The 19,427-nt window shown below is 71.8% G+C and carries 19 protein-coding genes; 10 read left to right on the top strand and 9 right to left on the bottom strand.

Annotated elements, in window-relative coordinates; genetic code table 11:
* Positions 1 to 33: 33 nt before the first annotated feature.
* The 6 genes from ACFY7H_RS18800 to galU all read right to left on the bottom strand — a co-directional run bounded on the left by ACFY7H_RS18800 (position 34) and on the right by galU (position 5,253).
* On the bottom strand, positions 34 to 1,053 hold the full coding sequence (locus tag ACFY7H_RS18800) for a hypothetical protein (protein ID WP_388939300.1): 1,020 nt from the start codon (positions 1,051 to 1,053) through the stop codon (positions 34 to 36).
* 155 nt (positions 1,054 to 1,208) lie between these two features.
* Positions 1,209 to 1,826, bottom strand: coding sequence for a GNAT family N-acetyltransferase (locus ACFY7H_RS18805; protein ID WP_388939301.1), 618 nt, complete (start codon positions 1,824 to 1,826; stop codon positions 1,209 to 1,211).
* Between the two features lie 17 nt (positions 1,827 to 1,843).
* The gene (locus ACFY7H_RS18810; protein WP_388939567.1) at positions 1,844 to 2,404 is read right to left on the bottom strand and encodes a molybdenum cofactor biosynthesis protein B; all 561 of its coding nucleotides are present in this window, start codon (positions 2,402 to 2,404) and stop codon (positions 1,844 to 1,846) included.
* Between the two features lie 32 nt (positions 2,405 to 2,436).
* Positions 2,437 to 2,916: a cyclic pyranopterin monophosphate synthase MoaC gene (gene moaC, locus ACFY7H_RS18815; protein ID WP_388939304.1), complete on the bottom strand. Its 480-nt coding sequence runs from the start codon at positions 2,914 to 2,916 to the stop codon at positions 2,437 to 2,439.
* 80 nt (positions 2,917 to 2,996) lie between these two features.
* The gene (glp, locus tag ACFY7H_RS18820; RefSeq protein ID WP_388939306.1) at positions 2,997 to 4,346 is read right to left on the bottom strand and encodes a gephyrin-like molybdotransferase Glp; all 1,350 of its coding nucleotides are present in this window, start codon (positions 4,344 to 4,346) and stop codon (positions 2,997 to 2,999) included.
* Between the two features lie 4 nt (positions 4,347 to 4,350).
* Entirely contained in the window at positions 4,351 to 5,253 is a 903-nt protein-coding gene (gene galU / locus ACFY7H_RS18825; protein ID WP_388939308.1) for a UTP--glucose-1-phosphate uridylyltransferase GalU, read from the bottom strand.
* Between the two features lie 127 nt (positions 5,254 to 5,380).
* Here galU and ACFY7H_RS18830 point away from each other — a divergent pair, with 127 nt between their 5' ends.
* Positions 5,381 to 5,974, top strand: a complete 594-nt coding sequence (locus tag ACFY7H_RS18830; protein WP_388939310.1) for a 5-formyltetrahydrofolate cyclo-ligase — start codon at positions 5,381 to 5,383, stop codon at positions 5,972 to 5,974.
* A gap of 83 nt (positions 5,975 to 6,057) precedes the next feature.
* On the opposite strand, the gene ACFY7H_RS18835 is transcribed toward ACFY7H_RS18830, so the two are convergent.
* Complete coding sequence (locus ACFY7H_RS18835; RefSeq protein ID WP_388939312.1) at positions 6,058 to 8,949, bottom strand: penicillin acylase family protein; 2,892 nt, start codon at positions 8,947 to 8,949, stop codon at positions 6,058 to 6,060.
* A gap of 280 nt (positions 8,950 to 9,229) precedes the next feature.
* Here ACFY7H_RS18835 and ACFY7H_RS18840 point away from each other — a divergent pair, with 280 nt between their 5' ends.
* From ACFY7H_RS18840 to mscL, 7 genes are all read left to right on the top strand, one after another.
* Positions 9,230 to 10,690: a potassium/proton antiporter gene (locus ACFY7H_RS18840; protein WP_388939313.1), complete on the top strand. Its 1,461-nt coding sequence runs from the start codon at positions 9,230 to 9,232 to the stop codon at positions 10,688 to 10,690.
* Between the two features lie 414 nt (positions 10,691 to 11,104).
* Positions 11,105 to 12,415 carry an MFS transporter gene (locus ACFY7H_RS18845; RefSeq protein WP_388939314.1) on the top strand — a complete coding sequence of 437 codons (1,311 nt, stop codon included), beginning with the start codon at positions 11,105 to 11,107 and terminating at the stop codon, positions 12,413 to 12,415.
* A 67-nt stretch (positions 12,416 to 12,482) separates the two neighbouring features.
* Positions 12,483 to 12,794 carry an FmdB family zinc ribbon protein gene (locus ACFY7H_RS18850; RefSeq protein WP_388939316.1) on the top strand — a complete coding sequence of 104 codons (312 nt, stop codon included), beginning with the start codon at positions 12,483 to 12,485 and terminating at the stop codon, positions 12,792 to 12,794.
* An 85-nt stretch (positions 12,795 to 12,879) separates the two neighbouring features.
* Positions 12,880 to 13,713 (top strand): S-methyl-5'-thioadenosine phosphorylase, encoded by an 834-nt coding sequence (locus tag ACFY7H_RS18855; protein WP_388939318.1) that lies wholly within the window; start codon positions 12,880 to 12,882, stop codon positions 13,711 to 13,713.
* Positions 13,714 to 13,948: 235 nt separating this feature from the next.
* Complete coding sequence (locus tag ACFY7H_RS18860; RefSeq protein ID WP_388939320.1) at positions 13,949 to 14,506, top strand: carboxymuconolactone decarboxylase family protein; 558 nt, start codon at positions 13,949 to 13,951, stop codon at positions 14,504 to 14,506.
* A gap of 289 nt (positions 14,507 to 14,795) precedes the next feature.
* Positions 14,796 to 15,230, top strand: coding sequence for a hypothetical protein (locus ACFY7H_RS18865; protein WP_388939321.1), 435 nt, complete (start codon positions 14,796 to 14,798; stop codon positions 15,228 to 15,230).
* Positions 15,231 to 15,353: 123 nt separating this feature from the next.
* Positions 15,354 to 15,866: a large conductance mechanosensitive channel protein MscL gene (mscL, locus tag ACFY7H_RS18870; RefSeq protein WP_388939322.1), complete on the top strand. Its 513-nt coding sequence runs from the start codon at positions 15,354 to 15,356 to the stop codon at positions 15,864 to 15,866.
* Positions 15,867 to 15,879: 13 nt separating this feature from the next.
* On the opposite strand, the gene ACFY7H_RS18875 is transcribed toward mscL, so the two are convergent.
* Together ACFY7H_RS18875 and ACFY7H_RS18880 are read right to left on the bottom strand one after the other, a co-directional pair.
* On the bottom strand, positions 15,880 to 16,101 hold the full coding sequence (locus ACFY7H_RS18875; RefSeq protein WP_388939324.1) for a hypothetical protein: 222 nt from the start codon (positions 16,099 to 16,101) through the stop codon (positions 15,880 to 15,882).
* A 55-nt stretch (positions 16,102 to 16,156) separates the two neighbouring features.
* Positions 16,157 to 16,675: a hypothetical protein gene (locus tag ACFY7H_RS18880; protein ID WP_388939325.1), complete on the bottom strand. Its 519-nt coding sequence runs from the start codon at positions 16,673 to 16,675 to the stop codon at positions 16,157 to 16,159.
* 79 nt (positions 16,676 to 16,754) lie between these two features.
* On the opposite strand from ACFY7H_RS18880, the gene ACFY7H_RS18885 reads away from it, so the two are divergent.
* Together ACFY7H_RS18885 and ACFY7H_RS18890 are read left to right on the top strand one after the other, a co-directional pair.
* The gene (locus ACFY7H_RS18885; RefSeq protein ID WP_388939326.1) at positions 16,755 to 17,927 is read left to right on the top strand and encodes a low temperature requirement protein A; all 1,173 of its coding nucleotides are present in this window, start codon (positions 16,755 to 16,757) and stop codon (positions 17,925 to 17,927) included.
* A 76-nt stretch (positions 17,928 to 18,003) separates the two neighbouring features.
* Entirely contained in the window at positions 18,004 to 19,263 is a 1,260-nt protein-coding gene (locus ACFY7H_RS18890; protein WP_388939328.1) for a cytochrome P450, read from the top strand.
* The last annotated feature ends 164 nt before the right edge of the window (positions 19,264 to 19,427 follow it).

Here is a 19,427-nt window from a genome sequence, read left to right on the forward strand (position 1 = left end):
ACGCGTTGTCCGGAGGTCCGCGCAGGTCACCCGTCACTCGTTGGCGGCGCGGGGGCGGTCGTCGCTCTCGTACTGGTCGAAGAGCGGGGTGCGGCCGAGGTCGCGGCCGCGCGGGCGGGGCGGGGCGGGCTGCGGAGCCGGGTCCGGCTTCGGGGCGGCCGGCTGGGCGCGCAGGCGGGGGTCGGTCGGCTCGGCGGTGCTGGAGCGGGCCGCGCTCCAGCCGTCCGGGTTCACCGGGCCGGTGGCGCGGGGGGCGACCGGGGCCGTCACGTACGTCGGCAGCGGGACCGGGACCGGCTCCCAGCTGTCACCGCGCGCCGGGCCGCGCTCGCGCTCGCGCTGCTGGTCCACCCACTCGGCGTGGTCGGTCTGCTCGACGAGCGCGCGGCGCCCGGCCTCCTGCGGGGAGACCGGCGGCGCGGGGTCCGGTTCGGCGCCCGCGGGGGGTTCCGGCTGTTCGCGGTGGCGCTGGGTGCGGTTCTCGCGCAGGCTGCGGGCGGCCGCCTCGGCCCGGCGGCGGTCCATGGTGAACTCGTAGCGCCGCCGCTCCTGGACCCGCAGGTGCATGATGTAGGCGCTCAGCAGCAGGGCCGGCACGGCCGGGGCCCACAGGTACCGGATCCCGCCGACGGCGGCGGCGACCGCGCCGCCGCTGAAGGCGAGGAACAGGAGCGCGGTGGTGCGCCTGCGGCGTGCGAGTACCTGGAGGCGCTGCTGACGGCGGGCCCGCTCGGCCTCGGCCGATCTCAGCTCCACCCTGGTCGGGGGTACGCCGATGGCCCGGGCGTCGGCGTCCACGGAATTCACCGTTTCCGTCGCCGCTTCCGGGTCCGCGTGGGGCTGGGCCTCAGCCTGATCCTCACCGCGCTCCCGCAGCCCCTTGGCGTAACGGCGCTCCATTCCCGCCCGGCCGGAAAGCAGCCGGATGGCGGTGGAGAAGCGTTCCGTCGGACGCGCTTCGTTCAGCTCGTCCTGCCTCCGGAGCCACATGGGCACCAAGTAGGCGGCCCAGGCCCCGACGATGACTGCGTAGATGAGGCCGCTGCTGCTCACACCTCACACCGTAGAGGGGCGCGGCCGAGGGGATCAGCCAATTGGGCCGGTGTGTCGCACGATCCGGCTGATATCACCGACTTTTTTTGTGATTCTTCGGATCAGGTTATGGGCGAGCCGTCCATAAATTCGAACGCTTTTGCGATTACCTGTTTTTACGCGGGCGCCGACGGCGGGCTTTCCCGCTTGCGCGTCCGCTGCCAGCGGCGCAGCAGCCCCTGCGGAACCTCCTCCGCCGTCAGCGCGAAGACCAGGTGGTCGCGCCACGCCCCGTCGATATGTAGATAACGCGGCCGCAGCCCCTCCTCACGGAACCCGAGTTTCTCCACGACCCGGCGGCTGGGCCCGTTCTCGGGGCGGATGCACACCTCGATCCGGTGCAGCCCGACCTTCTGGAAGCAGTGGTCCACGGCGAGCGCGACCGCCGTCGGCATCACCCCACGGCCGGCCACGTCCCGGTCCACCCAGTAGCCCACATGGGCGGCGCACATCGAGCCCCAGGTGATCCCGGCGACCGTCAGCTGGCCGACCAGACGCCCCCGGTACTCGATGACGAAGGGCAGCATCCGCCCCGCCTGCGCCTCCGCCCGCAGATGGCGGACCATCTGCCGGTACGTCGGCCGGTGGATCACCGGCCCCCACGGCGTGGGCGGCGGGATCGTCGCCTCCCACGGTCGCAGCCAGTCCCGGTTGCGCTGGTTGACCTCGCGCCAGGCGCGCTGGTCCCGCAGCTTTATCGGCCGGAGCGTGACATCGCCGTCCGTCAGCACCACCGGCCAGGAGGGGCCGTTCAGCTCGGGCTCCCGGCCGCCGCGTCGGGTCTGGGATGGTCGCCGCCCCGGATCTGGTCGACGGCGTGGGGCAGGATCCGCGCCAGCACCGCGAGGCCGTCCTTCACGCCGCCCGTGGAACCGGGCAGGTTCACGATCAGCGTGCGCCCGGCCACGCCCGCCAGGCCCCGCGACAGGGCAGCGGTGGGTACCTTGGCCAGGCCCTCCGCGCGGATGGCCTGCGGAATGCCCGGGATCTCGTAGTCCAGCACCCGGCCGGTGGCGTCCGGGGTGCGGTCGGTCGGCGAGATGCCGGTGCCGCCGGTGGTCAGGATGACGTCGTAGCCGGCGGCCACGCCCTCGCGCAGCGCCCGCTCGACGGGGTCGCCGTCCGGGACCACGCGCGGGCCGTCCACCGTGAAGCCGAGCTTCTCCAGCGCCCCGGCCAGCAGCGGGCCGCCCTTGTCGGCGTACACGCCCTGGGAGGCGCGGTTCGAGGCGGTGACGACCAGGGCCCGCCCCACGGGCGCCCCGGCGGCGGGCCGCCCCGTCTCCGGGGCCCCGCCGGTCTCCGGCGGCACGTGGCTGTGCACCTCGCCGCCGCGCGGGGGCGTCACGCGCGGCTCCAGTCGCCGGACTTGCCGCCCGTCTTCTCCTCCACCCGGACGTCGGTGATGACCGCGCCCTTGTCGACCGCCTTCACCATGTCGATCACGGTCAGGCCGGCGACGGCGACCGCCGTCAGCGCCTCCATCTCGACGCCCGTACGGTCGGTGGTCCTGACGGTGGCGAGGATCTCGACGGCGTCGTCGGCGACCTTCAGGTCCACCTTCACTCCGGACACCGCGAGCGGGTGGCAGAGCGGGATCAGATCGGGTGTCTTCTTGGCCCCCATGATCCCGGCGATGCGGGCGGTGGCGAGGGCGTCGCCCTTCGGCACACCCTCGCCGCGCAGCAGCTCGATCACCCGCGGCGAGACGAGGACGCGTCCGCTGGCGCGCGCCGTCCTGGTGGTGACGTCCTTCTCGGAGACGTCGACCATCCGGGCCGCGCCGGCCTCGTCGATGTGCGTCAGCCTGCTCTGCGTACTCATATCTGCGTGCCGCTCCCGCTCCGGGCCCCCTTGAGCCTGGGGCCTGTGTGATGCAACACGCTACCCGCACCGGGCCCCGCTCAGCCGAGCAGGATCACTTCCAGCTCGGCCCCGGGCTCCACCGAGGTGACGTCCTCCGGTACGACCATCAGCGCGTCGGCGTGCGCCAGCGCGGCGATGAGGTGCGAGCCGGATCCGCCGACCGGGGCGACCGTGCCGGCCGCGGCGTCGTACTTGCCGCGCAGGAACTGACGGCGGGCCGCCGGGGAACCGAGCGGCTTCTCGGCTTTCAGCACGGCGCGCACGCTCGGCCGGGAGACCTCGGACTTCGGCAGGCCCATGAGCGCCCGGATCGCGGGGCGCACGAACAGCTCGAAGGAGACGTACGAGGACACCGGGTTGCCGGGCAGGGCCAGCAGCGGGGTGTGGTCGGGGCCGACGGTGCCGAAGCCCTGCGGCTTGCCGGGCTGCATGGCGAGCTTGCGGAAGTCGACGCCGCCGCCCGAGGGCTCGCCGTCGGCGCCTGACCCGCTGGCGGTGGCGGTCAGGGCCTCCTTCACCACGTCGTACGCGCCGACGCTGACCCCGCCCGTGGTGACGATCAGGTCGGCCCGGATCAGCTGGTCCTCGATGGTGGAGCGCAGGGTGTCGGCGTCGTCGGCGACCGCGCCGACGCGGTAGGCGATGGCGCCGGCGTCGCGCGCGGCGGCGGCCAGCGCGAAGCTGTTGGAGTCGTAGATCGTCCCGGGGGCCAGTGCCTCACCCGGCTGGACCAGCTCGCTGCCGGTGGACAGGACGACCACGCGCGGGCGCGGCCGGACCCGTACGGTGCCGCGGCCGATCGCCGCGAGCAGGGCGATCTGCGGCGGGCCGAGGACGGTGCCGGCGGCCAGCGCCAGGTCTCCGGCCTGTACGTCGCTTCCGCGCGGGCGCACGTGCGCCCGTGCCTCGGCCGCGCGGTGGACGCGTACCTCGCCTGCCGCGCCCTCGGGCGCGGCGCTGGCCGGGGTCATGCCGGAGGCGGCGCCTCCGCCCGTGCCGCCGTCGGTCCACTCGACCGGTACGACGGCTTCCGCGCCGGGCGGCAGCGGGGCACCGGTCATGATGCGGGCGGCCTGGCCGGGTCCGACGGTGGGCAGCTCGCCGCTGCCCGCCGCCACGTCGCCGATGACGGCGAGCACCGCGGGGAACTCCTCGCTCGCACCCTGGACGTCGGCCGTGCGGACGGCGTACCCGTCCATGGAGCTGTTGTCGAAGGGCGGGAGGGCGACGGGCACGGTGACGTCCTCGACCAGGACACAGCCCTGGGCGTCCAGCAGCTGGAGCTCGATGGGCTCCAGCGGCCGGACGGCGGCGAGGATGTCCGCGAGGTGCTCGTCCACCGACCACAGACGGTGCCGGCCGGCGTCCTGCGGTGCGGAACTGCTCAAGGTGCTACATCTCCTCCGTGACGTAACGGTGAAGCCAGGTGCGGAACTCCGGGCCAAGGTCCTCACGTTCGCACGCGAGTCGGACGATGGCCCGCAGGTAGTCACCCCGGTCCCCGGTGTCGTAGCGGCGGCCTCGGAAGACCACGCCGTGCACCGGGCCGCCCACGCTGTCGTCGGCGGCCAGCTTCTGCAGGGCGTCGGTGAGCTGGATCTCCCCACCGCGGCCCGGCTCGGTCTCCCGCAGTATGCCGAAGATCGCGGGGTGGAGGACATAGCGTCCGATGACCGCGTAGTTGCTGGGCGCCTCGGCCGGCTCCGGCTTCTCGACGAGTCCGGTGACCCGGACCACGCCGTCCTCGCCGGTCGGCTCGACGGCGGCGCAGCCGTAGAGGTGCACGTTGGAGGGGTCGACCTCCATCAGCGCGATGACGGTGCCGCCGGTGGCGGCATGGACGTCGACCATCTGGCGCAGCAGCGGGTCGCGCGGGTCGATCAGGTCGTCGCCGAGGAGGACGGCGAAGGGCTCGTTGCCGACGTGCGGCTCGGCGCACAGGACGGCGTGGCCGAGACCGCGCGGGTCGCCCTGGCGGACGTAGTGCATGGTGGCCAGGTCGCTGGACTCCTGCACCTTCTTCAGCCGGTCGTCGTCACCCTTGGCGATCAGAGCCGACTCGAGCTCGTAGTTCCGGTCGAAGTGGTCCTCGAGGGGCCGCTTGTTACGGCCTGTGATCATGAGTACGTCGTCCAGGCCGGCCGATACGGCCTCCTCGACGACGTACTGGATCGCCGGCTTGTCCACGACCGGGAGCATTTCCTTCGGGGTCGCCTTGGTCGCCGGAAGGAACCGAGTGCCGAGCCCCGCAGCCGGGATAACGGCCTTCTTGATCACTGGGTGCGACTGAATCATGGGCAGAACGATAGTGGGTCACGCTGCGCGCTCAGCGCGGTTCTGACGAATATGCCCGACTTGATCCATATGTGAAAGGAATTGTGACGAGACTGTGGTACAGAACTCGCCCGGGAACCACCCGGTCGTGCCCGAAAAGGCATCCCTGCGCCGGGAACTCCTTTCCGCCCGCCGCGCCCTGTCCCCCGGGGCCCGCGAGGCGGCGGCCCGCGCGCTCTCCCGGTCCGCGCTCACCCTGCCGGAACTGGCCGGCGCGCGCACGGTCGCGGCGTACGTCTCCGTCGGCGCGGAACCGGGCACCCGCGAGCTGCTCGACGCGCTGCGGGCGGCCGGCAAACGGGTGCTGCTGCCCCTGCTGCTGCCCGACAACGATCTGGACTGGGCCGCGTACGAGGGCCCGGACAGCCTCGCCGAAGCCGCGCACCCGGGCAAGATGCGGCTGCTGGAGCCCTCCGGGTCCCCGCTCGGCCCGGACGCCGTGACCGGCGCCGACGCCGTGCTGCTGCCCGGGCTCGCGGTGGACGGGCGCGGGATGCGGCTGGGCCGCGGCGGGGGCTCGTACGACCGGGTGCTCGCACGCCTGGAGCGCGCCGGCGCGCATCCCGCGCTGGTGGTGCTCCTGTACGACGAAGAGGTGGTCGCGCGGGTCCCGGAGGAACCGCACGACCACCCCGTGCAGGCGGTGGCCACCCCGTCGGGGGTGGTGCGCTTCACCGCGTGATCAGCCCATGAGCCGATCAGCCCGCCGACCGATCAGCGGATGAGCCGGTCAGCCGACCAGCCGGCGCCGCCGCGGTCTCGTGATCACGGCTTGAGCGTCAGGGTGTCCACTGTCGACTTGTCGACGGCGTCCTTCCCGAAGGGCCACTCCAGCAGTTCACCCTTGGCCCACAGCGCCGTCTGGTCCGTGTACGTGCCGTTGTACGCGTGACCCGAGGCGCCGGTCAGGTTGATCCAGCGGGACTTGTCCAGGTCGCCGAGGTTCACGACCATCCGCATCGACGGCACCCAGGTGACCTCGTAGCCACTGGAGGCGTTCCAGCCGGTCGCGTTGACGGTGGCCTCGCCGCCGCCCAGGTTCCAGGGGCCGCGGTTGAGGACCCACTGCATGAAGCCCGGGCCCTCCTTGCCGATCGTCTGGTTCTTCAGCGTCAGCTGGTGCAGCCGGCCCCAGCTCCAGGTCGACTGGTCCTTGCCGAGCTTGGCCGTCAGCTCCCAGCGGGCGTCTTCCATGGCCCGCGCGAAGAGCTCGTCACGGGTCTTGATCGGCTTGTCGTGGACGGTCTTCGGGGTGGCCTGCCACCACGGCGACTTCTCGTCCTTGACCAGCCGGCGGACCACCTCGAACCAGCGGTCGCCGCCGTCCGGCTGCGCCGAGTCGGGGCCGCGCGTACCGCACTCGCGGACCGTCTTGGTGAGGTCGTCGTTCGGGCCGGTGCTCTCCTCGCTGACGTTCATGCAGCTGCCCTCGACCCGCAGCTCCTTCGGCATCTTGTCGCCGAAGGCCAGCTTGAGGATGTTGCGCCAGACCGCGTTGAAGTACGCGGCCGCCGCGGAGTCGGGCTCCTGCGTGTAGTTCCAGCCCTCGAGCAGCTTCTGCGCCGAACGCACGTCCGGGTCCGAGACCGGGATCTTGGCCAGCATCGGGGTCAGCAGCGCGGCGATCTCGCTGCTGTTGTCCATCTGCATGGTCCGCATGTCGTCGGTGGAGATCTTGCCGTTGTCCTTGGTCTTCGCCTCGATGAGGTCGTTGATCCGCTGGCTCCGGGCGCCGTAACCCCAGTCCGTGGTCAGCACGTACGGGTACTTGCCGGCGCCGGTGCCGGACTCGGTGACGGCCTGGTTGGCGGTGACGATGTAGCCGCGCGCCGGGTTGAGCTCCCAGGGCATCTCGTTCTGCGGGATGTAGCCGGCGTTGCCGTCCCGGCCGCCCTTCCAGGCGTACTTGGGGTCCCAGCCGGGCGCCGGCAGGCGGCCGTCGCCCTGGTTGCGGATCGGGATGCGGCCCGGGGCCTGGTAGCCGATGTTGCCGTTCGCGCCCTTGTTGTCGGCGTAGATCAGGTTCTGCGAGGGGACCTCGAAGTCGGCCGCCGCGGCGCGGAAGCTGTTGAAGTCCTTGGCCCGGTCGAGCTTGAACACCGCGTCCATCGACTTGCCCGGGTCCAGGGCGGTCCAGCGCAGGGCGACGGCGTAGCCGTTGCCGCGGTCCGGGGCCGAGCTGGGGACGGGGGCGCGGGAGCCGACGGTCTCGAGCTCGTCGCTGCGGTCGGAGATCAGCGGTCCGTTGTTGGTGGTGCGGACGGTGATCTTCTTGCTCTTGCCGCCCGCGACCTTGATCTCCTCTTCACGGGTGGTGAAGGGGACGATCTTGTTGTCGTAGACGTAGCCCTCGGGACGGACCTGCTCCAGGTAGAGGTCGGTCACGTCCGCGCCGAGGTTGGTCATGCCCCAGGCGATGTCGGCGTTGTGGCCGATGACCACGCCGGGCATGCCGGAGAAGGTGTAGCCGGCCACGTCGTACTGGCACTGCGGCGAGACGGCGCGGCAGTGCAGGCCCATCTGGTACCAGACCGAGGGCAGCTGCGGCGACAGGTGCGGGTCGTTCGCGAGGAGCGGCTTGCCGGTGGTCGTGTGCTGGCCCGAGATGACCCAGGAGTTCGATCCGATGCCGCTGCCGTTGGGGCCGAGGATGGCCGGGATCTCGTCCAGGGTCTTGGCGAGGGCGCCGAGCTGCGTGCGCAGGCCGACGGTCGCGCCCTGGGCGGTGGCGTTGTCGGCGAGGCCGGTGGGAGTACCGGTGCCGCCGTTGGGGGTGGTCTGCGAGCCGGAGCCGGAGGCCGTGCCGGTGCCGGTGCCCGGCGTGGTTCCCGTGCCGGTGCCGGTGCCGGTGCCCGAGCCCCTGCCGGTGCCGGTCGAGCCGGCGCCCGGGGTGCCCTGGGGCGCGTACTTGCCGCCCGCGACGGTGCCGCCCTCGACGACCGGCTTGTTCCGGTCGAAGGGGTACGGCGGGTAGAGCTCGTCGATCTGCGCCTGCGAGAGCTTGTTCGTCATCAGCGAGCGGTCGATCTCGTCCTGCATGTTGCCGCGCAGGTCCCAGGCCATCGCCTTGAGCCAGGCCACCGAGTCCACCGGCGTCCACTGCGCCGGCTTGTAGCCGTCGGTCAGCTTGAGGGCGGCGTGCTCGACGGAGAGGTCCTTGCCGGACTTCCCCTTCAGGTACGCGTTGACCCCGTCGGCGTAGGCCTGGAGATACTTCTTGGTCTCCGCGGAGAGCTTCTTGTCGTACTCCTCCTGCGCGACGTGGCGCCAGCCGAGGGTGCGCAGGAAGGCGTCGGTCTCGACCTGGCCGGAGCCGAACATCTCCGACAGGCGGCCGGAGGTCATGTGACGGCGTACGTCCATCTCCCAGAACCGGTCCTGCGCGTGCACGAAGCCCTGCGCGCGGAAGAGGTCCTCGTCGTGGTCGGCGTAGAGCTGCGGAATGCCGTGCTCGTCGCGCTTCACTTCGACGGTCCCGGTCAGGCCTGGGACCTTGAGGGAGCCGGTCGTCTGCGGGAAGGAGGCGCGCACGGTGTCCACGCTCCAGTACGCGCCGTAGCCGAGGCCCGCCAAGAGCGCCAGGACCATGACGAGCACGAGCATGCGTGCGCGTCGTCCCTTCTTCTTGACGGAAGGTCCGGATTCATTGGCGGGCATCGCTGTCCTTAGAGGGGCAGGGTGGTCCTGGGATTGCTGGGAGCAACCATAGGCGCAGGACCGCCTTCGTTGATCCGCCAGGGGTCGAGGTGCGTAGGACAGGCGGCATCAGGCGTTTCACAATGTGGGTATCGCGTAAAGAGCGCGTCAAAGATTAGGTAAGGTAACGAAGTACTTGCCGAATGTGCCGCCGGAGGAACGATCCCCAGGCACGCTCTGAGGAAAGGGCCGCCCGCTGACTGTCCACACGCTGAATGAGCTCCTGCTGGTCTGTTCGCTCGTGCTGCTCGTCGCCGTCGCGGCGGTGCGCATCTCCTCACGCAGCGGCCTCCCCAGCCTGCTCATCTACCTCGGCATAGGCGTCGCGATAGGCCAGGACGGCATCGGCAACGTCGTATTCGACAACGCCGAGCTGACGCAGGTCATCGGTTATGCGGCGCTCGTCGTCATCCTCGCCGAGGGCGGTCTGGGCACCAAGTGGAAAGAGATCAAACCCGCCTTGCCGGCGGCGGTGGTCCTGTCGCTGGCCGGTGTCGCGATCAGCGTGGGCGTCACGGCGGCGGGCGCGCACTACCTGGTCGGGCTGGAGTGGCGTCAGGCGCTGCTGATCGGCGCGGTCGTCTCCTCGACCGACGCGGCGGCCGTCTTCTCCGTCCTGCGCAAGGTTCCGCTGCCGTCGCGGGTGACGGGTGTACTGGAGGCCGAGTCCGGCTTCAACGACGCTCCGGTCGTCATCCTGGTGGTGTCCCTCGCGGCGGTCGGCCCGGTGGACGAGTGGTACGTACTGCTCGGCAAGATCGCGCTGGAGCTGGCGATCGGCGCCGCGATCGGCCTGACGGTGGGCTTCCTGGGGGCGTACGGCCTGCGGCACGTGGCACTGCCCGCCTCGGGCCTCTACCCGATCGCGGTGATGGCGATAGCCGTGACCGCGTACGCGGCCGGTGCGATGGCGCACGGCTCCGGGTTCCTCGCGGTGTACCTGGCGGCGATGGTGCTGGGGAACGCGAAGCTGCCGCACTGGCCGGCCACGCGCGGGTTCGCGGACGGGCTGGGCTGGATCGCGCAGATCGGCATGTTCGTGCTGCTGGGCCTGCTGGTGACCCCGCACGAGCTGGTGAACGACTTCTGGCCCGCGGTGATCATCGGACTGGTGCTGACGATGGTGGCGCGGCCGCTGGAGGTCTTCGTCAGCCTGCTGCCCTTCCGGATCCCCTGGCAGGAGCAGGCCCTGATGTCGTGGGCCGGTCTGCGGGGCGCCGTACCCATCATCCTGGCGACGATCCCGATGGTGACGGGGATCGAGGGCAGCGACCGGGTCTTCAACATCGTGTTCGTGCTCGTGGTCGTCTACACGCTGGTGCAAGGGCCGACCCTGCCGTGGCTGGCGCGCAAGCTGAACCTGGGCGACAGCGACGCGGGGGCCTCGGACCTCGGGATCGAGTCGGCGCCGCTGGAGAAGCTGCGCGGGCACCTGCTGTCCTTCGCCATCCCGGCCGCCTCGCGGATGCACGGCGTGGAGGTCGGCGAGCTGCGCCTGCCGGCGGGGGCGTCGGTGACGCTGGTGGTCCGGGACGCGAAGAGCTTCGTTCCGTCGCCGACGACCGTGCTGCGGCGCGGGGACGAGCTGCTGGTGGTGGCCACCGATCCGGTGCGGGACGCGGCGGAGGCGCGGCTGCGGGCGGTGGCGCGCGGCGGCAAGCTGGCGGGGTGGCTGGGGACCGGTGGCGGAACGTCACTGTAGGTAGCGGGCGGTGGCCGGAACGCCGCTCGAATGATCATTTTTCATTAGAGCGGTGTTCTAATTCGGCCATTTTCGCTGCCCTACGGCAGGACTTGCGCCTATTTCCGAGGCGTGGAATGCAAAGTTCCAGTTAATCGCAGGTGAAGGCATACGTTGTCGCCGTAATCACAGGGCGTGGTAGTGGGTTTCCCTGTACGATGAAGGCACACCAGATCGAACCAACTCTGCCTGACGCAGAGCTGGCGCGACCGCAAAGCGGCCGTGGCACCACTCCGCAGTGGGCGCCCAGGTATCACTCGGTTCTGCGCAAGAGGACAGCTCTCGGGGCTCCCACATGTACGGGTGCGGTCGCTCACAAGGCGGCCCGCCGTCCGCAGACGGGGACGCTCTACCAGGCAGCGGAAAGGCCAGGCCGTGACATCCGCGGTCACGACCGACAAGTCCGCCCGACCCGGCTACGGGCAGCTGCTGCGCACGCCCGGCGCCCTCTCCTTCGTCCTCCCCGGCTTCGCCGCCCGCCTGCCCTTCGGCATGCTGACCATCAGCATCCTGCTGCTCGTCCAGCACTCCACCGGCTCCTACGGCGATGCGGGAATCGTCGCCGCCGTCACCGGCGTCTCCATGGCCCTGTTCGCGCCGGTCATGGGCAAGCTCACCGACCGCCGCGGCCAGAGCGCCGTCCTGCTGCCGGTCGTCCTCGCGCACGCCACCGCGGTCTCCGCGCTGACGGCACTGGCGCTCCTCGGCGCCCCGCTGTGGGCGCTCGCACTGGCCGCCGTCCCGGCGGGCGCCTCCGTCCCGCAGGTCGGCCCCATGGTCCGCTCCCGCTGGGCGGCCAAGCTCGAGGGCTCCCCGCTGCTGCCGACGGCCGCCGCGTTCGAGTCCGTCACCGACGAGTTCACCTTCGTCGTCGGCCCGGTGCTCGCCACCGCCCTGTGCACCGGCGTCCACCCGGCCGCCGGTCTCGCGACCGAGGCGGCCCTGACCCTGCTCGGCGGCCTGTTCTTCGCCGCGCAGCGCGCCACCGAGCCGAAGGTCGCCCCGCGGCCGGAGGCCGGCGGCAAGCACCAGTCCGCGCTGTCCTTCCCGGGCCTGCGCGTCCTGATCGTCGCCTTCATCGGCATCGGCGCCGTCTTCGGCGGCATGCAGGTCTCGCTCGCCGCCTTCTCCAACGAGATCGGCAACCCGGGCGCCAACGGCCTGCTGTACGGCATCTTCGCGGCCGGCAACATGATCGCCGGTATCACGATGGGCGCCGTCGCCTGGAAGATCGGCCCGCGCCGCCGTCTGATCCTGGGCTACGTCGGCCTGACCGCCGCCGCCTCCGTGCTGTGGGCCGTGCACTCCATGGTCCTGCTGGGCGCGCTCGGCCTGGTCGTCGGCCTGTGCATCGCCCCCGCGCTGATCACCGGCTACACCATGATCGAGCAGCTGATCCCGGCCGCCTCGCGGACCGAGGCCTTCACCTGGCTGACCGGAGCGGTCGCCTTCGGGCAGGCCGCCGCCGTGACCCTGGCCGGCCGTCTGACGGACGCGCACGGGTCCTCGTACGGCTTCCTGGTGCCGCTGGTCGCCACGGCCCTCGCCCTCGTCACCCTGGTGGCGCTGCGCGCGAAGCTGGCTCCGCAGGCCCCGAGCCGGATCGTGAACTCGTCCGCGCCGGCCGTCCGCGGCACGGCGAACGAGCGTGGGATCGGTCACCGCACGCCCGTGACGGTGGACTGATCCGCCGGAATACGTCACCATGGAGCGTCGTTAGCACTCATTGAGTGAGAGTGCCAGGAGGAAATTCGTGCCGACCTACCAGTACCAGTGCACCGAGTGCGGTGAGGGCCTCGAGGCCGTGCAGAAGTTCACGGACGAGGCACTGACCGTGTGCCCGAGCTGCGACGGACGCCTCAAGAAGGTGTTCTCCGCGGTCGGCATCGTCTTCAAGGGTTCCGGTTTCTACCGGAACGACAGTCGCGGCGCCTCGTCGAGCAGCACGCCTGCCTCGAAGCCGTCCTCGTCGTCCACGACGACGTCGACCGCCTCCGCCGCCCCGGCCGCTTCGACCTCCTCGGCGACCTCGAGCACGGGCAGCAGCTCCACTTCCGCCGCCTGATCCCGTACGTCTTCCGTTTCGCCGCAAGGCCCCGCTCGCCCTCTTGGGCGGCGGGGCCTTGTGCGTCCCCCGTTAGGGTGAGGCCATGGTGAACGCAGAGATCGGTGTAATCGGCGGGTCGGGCTTCTACTCCTTCCTGGAGGACGTCTCCGAGATCCAGGTGGAGACGCCGTACGGGCCCCCGAGCGACTCCCTCTACGTGGGCGAGCTGGCCGGACGGCAGGTCGCGTTCCTGCCGAGGCACGGGCGCAGCCACACCGTGCCGCCCCACAAGATCAATTACCGGGCGAACCTGTGGGCACTGCGCTCGGTCGGCGTTCGCCAGGTGCTGGGCCCCTGCGCGGTCGGCGGTCTGCGGGCGGAGTACGGGCCGGGCACGCTGCTGGTGCCGGACCAGCTGGTCGACCGTACGAAATCCCGGGTGCAGACCTTCTTCGACGGCGAGCCGCTGCCCGACGGCACGGTCCCGAACGTCGTGCACACCACCTTCGCCGATCCGTACTGCCCGGTGGGCCGGTCGGTGGCGCTCGCCGCGGCGCGGGGGCGGGAGTGGGAGCCGGTGGACGGCGGCACCATGGTGGTCGTGGAGGGGCCGAGGTTCTCGACGCGGGCGGAGTCGCGGTGGCACGCGGCCGCCGGCTGGTCGGTGGTCGGCATGACCGGGCACCCCGAGGCGGTGCTCGCGCGCGAGCTGGGGCTCTGCTACACGTCGATGGCGCTGGTCACGGACCTGGACGCGGGCGCCGAGACGGGTGAGGGCGTTTCCCACACGGAGGTCCTCAAGGTGTTCGGCGAGAACGTCGGCCGGCTGCGCGAGGTCCTCTTCGACGCGGTGGCGGCGCTGCCGGCGACCGAAGCGCGCGACTGTCTGTGCACGCACGCTCACGACGGCTGGGACCTGGGCATCGAACTGCCGTAGTGCCGGCTGAGGAGCGCTTGAGCCCTGTCGGCGCCGCTCGGGGCTCGTTTCCCGGTCCCGGGCGCGCCGGCGGGATGGCCCCGGGGCCGTCGGGGCGTTCCCCGGGCCTTCCCAGGCGCCCGGGCCCGCGTACCGCCTGGCGGAAGAACTTCCTGGGGGTGTCACATTCCGCCGGGCTGTCCTGTCTCCATGGCGAAGGGGTCACCGGGACCCCCAGCGCCGGAAGAGGCCCGTCATGCCGCGCATCTCGCTCACCCCGCCCCGCACCCTGCTCATGCGCCTCGGCGCTTGGTACTCGCGCCGCACGTACGGCAAGGTGCTCGACCCGGGTCAGGCGTACGGCCACAATTCGCGCGTGCTGTTCTCGTACGTCCGCTTGGAGCAGCGGGCCGCGAAGTGGAACAAGCTGGACGCCGGCCTCAAGCACCTGGCGGTGATGGCTTCGGCCGCGCGCATCAACTGCTCGTGGTGCATGGACTTCGGCTACTGGGAGGGCCACGAGAAGGGGTTCTCGCCGGAGAAGATCGAGCGGGTGCCGCGGTGGCGCGAGTCGCGCGAGGTGTTCACCGAGCTGGAGCTGCTGGTCATGGAGTACGCCGAGGCGATGACCGAGACGGAGCCGGCGGTCACGGACGAGCTGGCCGCCGATTTGATCTCCCGGCTCGGCGAGGCCGCGTTCGTCGAGCTCACGGCGGTCGTCGCGTTGGAGAACTGGCGTTCGCGGGTCAACAGTGCTTTCGGGCTGACCAGCCAGGGTTTCTCGGATGCCTGCCAGGTCCCGACGGGGCGCTGACCCCTGGAGGTGACGGCGTTGTCCACAGCCTGGGGATTGTCCACAGGCTGGAGCGGGGCCTGGCGGAGAGGCGGATCGTGAGGGAGTCCGGGCAGTGGGCCCGGACTCAAGGACCACGACCAGCTTGGCGGTGTTCATCATGTCCAGGACCTCTCCCTCGTCCCCGGCTTCCTCGTCCCCCGCTTCCGCCCCGGGCGCCTTCGCCGCTTCCTCCTGCGGGGGCTCGCGTCCCGTCTGCTCCTCCACGTGTCCCCCCGGGCGCCCCGTGCCTCCCTTTCCCCCGCTCCGTGTGGGCCGGGCCGGAGGGCGGCTGCGGCGCGCGGTGCGCCGCCGGCGGCGGGTCGCCTCGGCCGGGCTGGCCGTGGTGGCGGCCGCCCTGGCGGTGGGCGGAACGGACGCGCAGGCCTCCCGGGGGGCGCCCGCGGCCGCGCCCGCGGTGAAACCGGCGCCCACGGCGGTGCGGATGGTGTCGGCGCCCGTGCGCATCGCGGACGCCGGGACGGTGCGGCTGCTGCGTGCCGGGGACCGGGTCGACGTGGTCGCGGCGGAGCGCGGCGGGCCGCCCCGGGTGGTGGCGACGGGTGCCCGGGTGACCGAGGTGCCCGCCGCCGAGGCGGGCGTCGGGGACGGTGGCGCGCTGGTGGTGCTGTCCGTGCCCCGGGAGACGGCACGCGCCCTCGTGGGGGCGGGGGCTGTGGCGCGGCTGGCGGTGACGCTGTGCTGATTCGCACTGAGGAGCAGTCAAGTCGCCCTGACGAGGGCGCTGATTGGACACGCCGTGCGGTGACTGCCGTAGCTTTCGGAACCGTTAGCTCCGTCTACAGCAGGCACGAGGAAAGGCTCAGTGGTGAGCGAGAAGAAGAGGGAAAACGTACTGGCGGGCTTCAAGGCCTTCCTGATGCGCGGGAACGTGGTCGACCTGGCGGTGGCCGTGGTCATCGGCGCGGCGTTCACGAACATCGTGAACTCGATCGTCAAGGGGATCATCAGCCCGCTCGTGGGCGCCATCGGCACCAAGAACCTGGATGTCTACACCTCGTGTCTGAAGGCACCTTGTGGGGTCGACGCGAAGGGCGAGCCGACCGGCGTCAACATCATGTGGGGCTCGGTGCTCAACGCGGCGCTCAGCTTCCTGATCACCGCGGCGGTCGTGTACTTCCTGATGGTCCTGCCCATGGCGAAGTACCTCGCCAGGGTGGAAGCGCGCCGCAAGGCCAAGGAGGGCGTGCAGGAAAACATGGAGATCACCGAGCTGGAGGTGCTCAAGGACATCCGCGACGTCCTGGTCTCGCAGCGGAACGGAAACGGCGAGCGCATCACGGCGTCGGGGAGCACTCCGGGAGCGCGCGACACCTTCTGACCGCCGGGGAAGGTCAGATGTGGTGCGGGGGCTTCTCGTCGAGGAAGCGGGCCAAGTCGCCCGTACTCCCGCCGGCGGGTGGCCGCTCGCCCCAGCCCCGGTCGGTGTCGTCCGACGACTGCTGGTCCAGCGGGTCGTCGAAGACCAGCTTCGGCCTGGGCTTCGGCTTCGTCTCGGGCTTCGCCCCGGCTTCGGGCTTCGGGGACTGCGGGTCGGAGGCTGGGGCAGTGCTCATGCCTCCAGGGTACGGCCGTCCGCGCCCCCTACCCGGGTCCTCGCCGCCGCTCCGGTCAGCTGGCAGCCTCCGCGCCCTTGCGGGCGCAGCGGCACCAGCAGACCGCGAGACAGGTCGCGCAGGAGCCGGTGACGGCGCCCGCCTCCCTCTCCGGCTGCTTCAGAGCGGCCGCCTGCGCCTGGGGGCCCTGGCGCTCCGCCTGGCGCACGTGCTGCTCGCGGAAGATCACCGGGAGCTGCCGGAAGGCCGATCCGTTGCCCGGTCCGGAGAAGGCGAAGGCCACCAGGGAACCCGTGAAGAACGCCCAGAAGCTTCCCTGGTCGCCGCCGGACGGCAGGGCGGGGAACACGACGACCAGGGCCGAGGCCACGCCGCCGAAGGACGGCATGGTCACTCTCGCGCCGATGAACGGTCCGGTCCAGGTCTTGGTCGTGGCGCGGTCGGCCTGCGTCTCGAAGTCGTTCTGGATCTGCAGGGGCAGGCCGGCGGCGAATCCGATGGAGGGCCCGAAGGTGCCGCCGTAGCGCCCGACCAGGAAGGCCACGGGCAGGGCCGGTCGTCGGCGGGCCGGCACGGGCCCGCCCGGGGTACCCGGGGGGCGTCGGCCGCGCGCCTCGCCGGTGGTGGGGGCGGGCCCTGGTGTGCTGGGCGGTATGACGTACGTACCGATGACCGCCCGCAGCCGCGACGAGGGGCACCGGACGGCGACCTCGCTGGAGCTGTTCTTCGACCTCTGCTTCGTCGTCGCGATCGCCCAGGCGGGGGCGCGGCTGGTGCACGCGCTGGCGGAGGGCCATCCGGGGACTGGGGTGATCGGATACGCCTTCGTTTTCTTCGGGGTGTGGTGGGCGTGGATGAACTTCACGTGGTTCGCCTCCGCCTACGACTGCGACGACGTGCCGTACCGGATCGCGACGCTCGTGCAGATCGCCGGTGTGCTCGTCTACGCGGCGGGGGTGAGCCGGGCCTTCGACGGGAACGACTGGACGGTGGCCGTCATCGGCTACCTGATCATGCGGGTGGCGCTGACCGCGCAGTGGCTGCGCGCGGCGGCCGGGGAGAGCGGTGAGGCGCGTGCGACGGCGCTGAAGTACGCGGTCGGTCTGGTCGTCTGTCAGGCCGGCTGGGTGGGGCTGCTGTTCGCCCCGGACGCCGCGAAGCGCTGGCTGTTCGTGGTGATGGTGGTGGCCGAGCTGATGGTGCCGCTGCTGGCGGAGCGCGGGCACCAGACGCCCTGGCACGCCCACCACATCGTGGAGCGGTACGGCCTTTTCACCATCATCGTGCTGGGCGAGACCATCGCGGCGAGCACGGTGGCGGTGAAGTCGGCGCTCGACGAGCACGAGGCGCTGGGTGAGCTGCTGCCCATCGCCGCGGGCGCACTGCTGATCGTCTTCGCGGCGTGGTGGATCTACTTCGCGGCGCCGATGCACGAGCGGCTGGCCTCCAACCGGGAGGCGATTCCGTGGGGCTACGGCCACCTGCTGGTCTTCGCCTCGGGTGCGGCGATCGGTGCGGGCATCGAGGTCGCGGTGGAGCACGCGGTCGGCAAGGCGCACGTCTCGCAGCTCGCCGCGAACGCCGCCGTGACCGTCCCGTCGGCACTGTTCCTGCTGATGGTGTGGCTGCTGCACTCGCGCCACTTCAAGCGCGGCCCCGCCCAGCAGATGGTGCTGCCGGTGTCGGCCCTCGCGCTGCTGGCCTGCACCTGGGCGGGTTCGTACGCGGTCCTCTACGCGGGGCTGGTCGCGACGGCCACGGTGGTGGTCGGCATGGCCCTGGCCGTCCGCGGCCGGCAACCCGCCCGTGCCGGGGCCGAAGTCTGAGCGACCGGCCGTCACCCCCACGCCCCCGGACCCGTTCAGCAGCTCAGCAGAACGGCGACAGGAAGAGACAGCCCCCATGACACTCCCTCCTCAACGGCACGGCTCCGGTACCGATCCCGGAGGGGAGCTGGCCGAGCCGGGTTTTTGGCAGCGGCCCCCCGCCCACCGCCTCGCGGCCTTCGCCCGGCTGCGCGCGCTGGACTCCCCGGCGTTCGTCCCCGAGGGGGGCGGCGGCGGCCACTGGGCCCTCGTGCGCCACGCGGACGTGCAGGAGGCGAGCCGGCTGCCGAAGGTGTTCTCCAGCGCCCCCGGGGTCACGACGCCGGAGCCGGCCCGGTGGGTGCGGGCCCTGTTCGGGGACTCCATGGTCAACCTGGACGGCCCGGACCACGCGCAGCTGCGGAAGATCGTGCAGCGGGCGTTCACGCCGCGGCTGCTGGCGGCGGCCGAGGCGGACATCCACGCGGTCGCGGCGCGGATCGTGGACGATGTCCTGGCCGAGCGTCCCGACGAGTTCGTCTCGGCGGTGTCCTCGCGGCTGCCCCTGGAGGTCATCTGCAACATGATGGGCATCCCGGAGCGCTACCGCGCCGAGATCGCCGCCCGGGTCGACCACGCCTCCGAGAACATCGGCGTGGAACGCGGCCTCGCCGCCCGGCTGCGGATGCCCGGCCGCGGCCTGCGGGCCCTGGCCCGGATGCAGCGGATGGTCGCGGGCATCGGGCGGGAGCGGCGCAAGAACCCGACCGACGACCTGATCTCGGCCCTGGTCCGCGCGAACGTGGACGGTCAGGCGCTCGGCGCCCGCCAGCTGGGTGCCTTCTTCAGCCTGCTGATGGTGGCGGGGGTGGAGACCACCCGTAACGCCATCAGCCACGGGCTGACCCTGCTGACCGACTTCCCCGGCCAACGGGAACTGCTGCTCTCGGACTTCGAGAAGTACGCGGACGGCGCGGTGGACGAGATGATCCGGCACTCGACGCCGATCATCCAGTTCCGCCGGACGGTCACCGCCGAACACACGCTGGGCGGCCACCTGTTCCAGCCCGGGGACAAGGTGGTGCTGTACTACGCGTCCGCCAACCGCGACGAGGCGGTCTTCCCCGACCCGGACGCCTTCGACATCACCCGCTCCCCCAACCCGCACCTGGGTTTCGGCGGCGGCGGACCGCACTTCTGCCTGGGCGCCCATCTGGCCCGGGTGGAGATGAAGGCGCTGTTCCGGGAGCTGCTCACCCGGCCGGTGGGGCTGCGCGCGGTGGGCCTGCCCGATCTGGCGGGGTCGAACTTCGACAACCGCGTCCGCTCGCTGCGGTTCGCCTTCGAACGCCCCTGACGCAGCAGCGGCCCGGCCACTACCGTCCGGTGCCACGCGTCCGCGGGGGGGGGGGGGGGGGGGGGGGGGGGCCGGCCGGGGGGGGGGGCGGGGGGGGGGGGCCCCCCGGGCGCCCCCCCCGCGGGGGCGGGGGCCCGGGGCCGGGGCCGGCCCCGGAGGAGACG

Origin of the sequence: Streptomyces sp. NPDC012794, assembly GCF_042901085.1 — a bacterium.
In the GTDB taxonomy this organism is placed as follows: Bacteria; Actinomycetota; Actinomycetes; order Streptomycetales; family Streptomycetaceae; genus Streptomyces.

Excerpts from the sequence above, each read along its gene's own strand:
- moaC (WP_388939304.1), bottom strand. The coding sequence starts at position 2,916 with ATGAGTACGCAGAGCAGGCTGACGCACATCGACGAGGCCGGCGCGGCC.
- ACFY7H_RS18875 (WP_388939324.1), bottom strand. The coding sequence starts at position 16,101 with ATGAGCACTGCCCCAGCCTCCGACCCGCAGTCCCCGAAGCCCGAAGCC.
- ACFY7H_RS18890 (WP_388939328.1), top strand. The coding sequence starts at position 18,004 with ATGACACTCCCTCCTCAACGGCACGGCTCCGGTACCGATCCCGGAGGG.
- ACFY7H_RS18885 (WP_388939326.1), top strand. The coding sequence starts at position 16,755 with ATGACGTACGTACCGATGACCGCCCGCAGCCGCGACGAGGGGCACCGG.
- galU (WP_388939308.1), bottom strand. The coding sequence starts at position 5,253 with ATGATTCAGTCGCACCCAGTGATCAAGAAGGCCGTTATCCCGGCTGCG.
- ACFY7H_RS18855 (WP_388939318.1), top strand. The coding sequence starts at position 12,880 with ATGGTGAACGCAGAGATCGGTGTAATCGGCGGGTCGGGCTTCTACTCC.
- ACFY7H_RS18860 (WP_388939320.1), top strand. The coding sequence starts at position 13,949 with ATGCCGCGCATCTCGCTCACCCCGCCCCGCACCCTGCTCATGCGCCTC.
- ACFY7H_RS18835 (WP_388939312.1), bottom strand. The coding sequence starts at position 8,949 with ATGCCCGCCAATGAATCCGGACCTTCCGTCAAGAAGAAGGGACGACGC.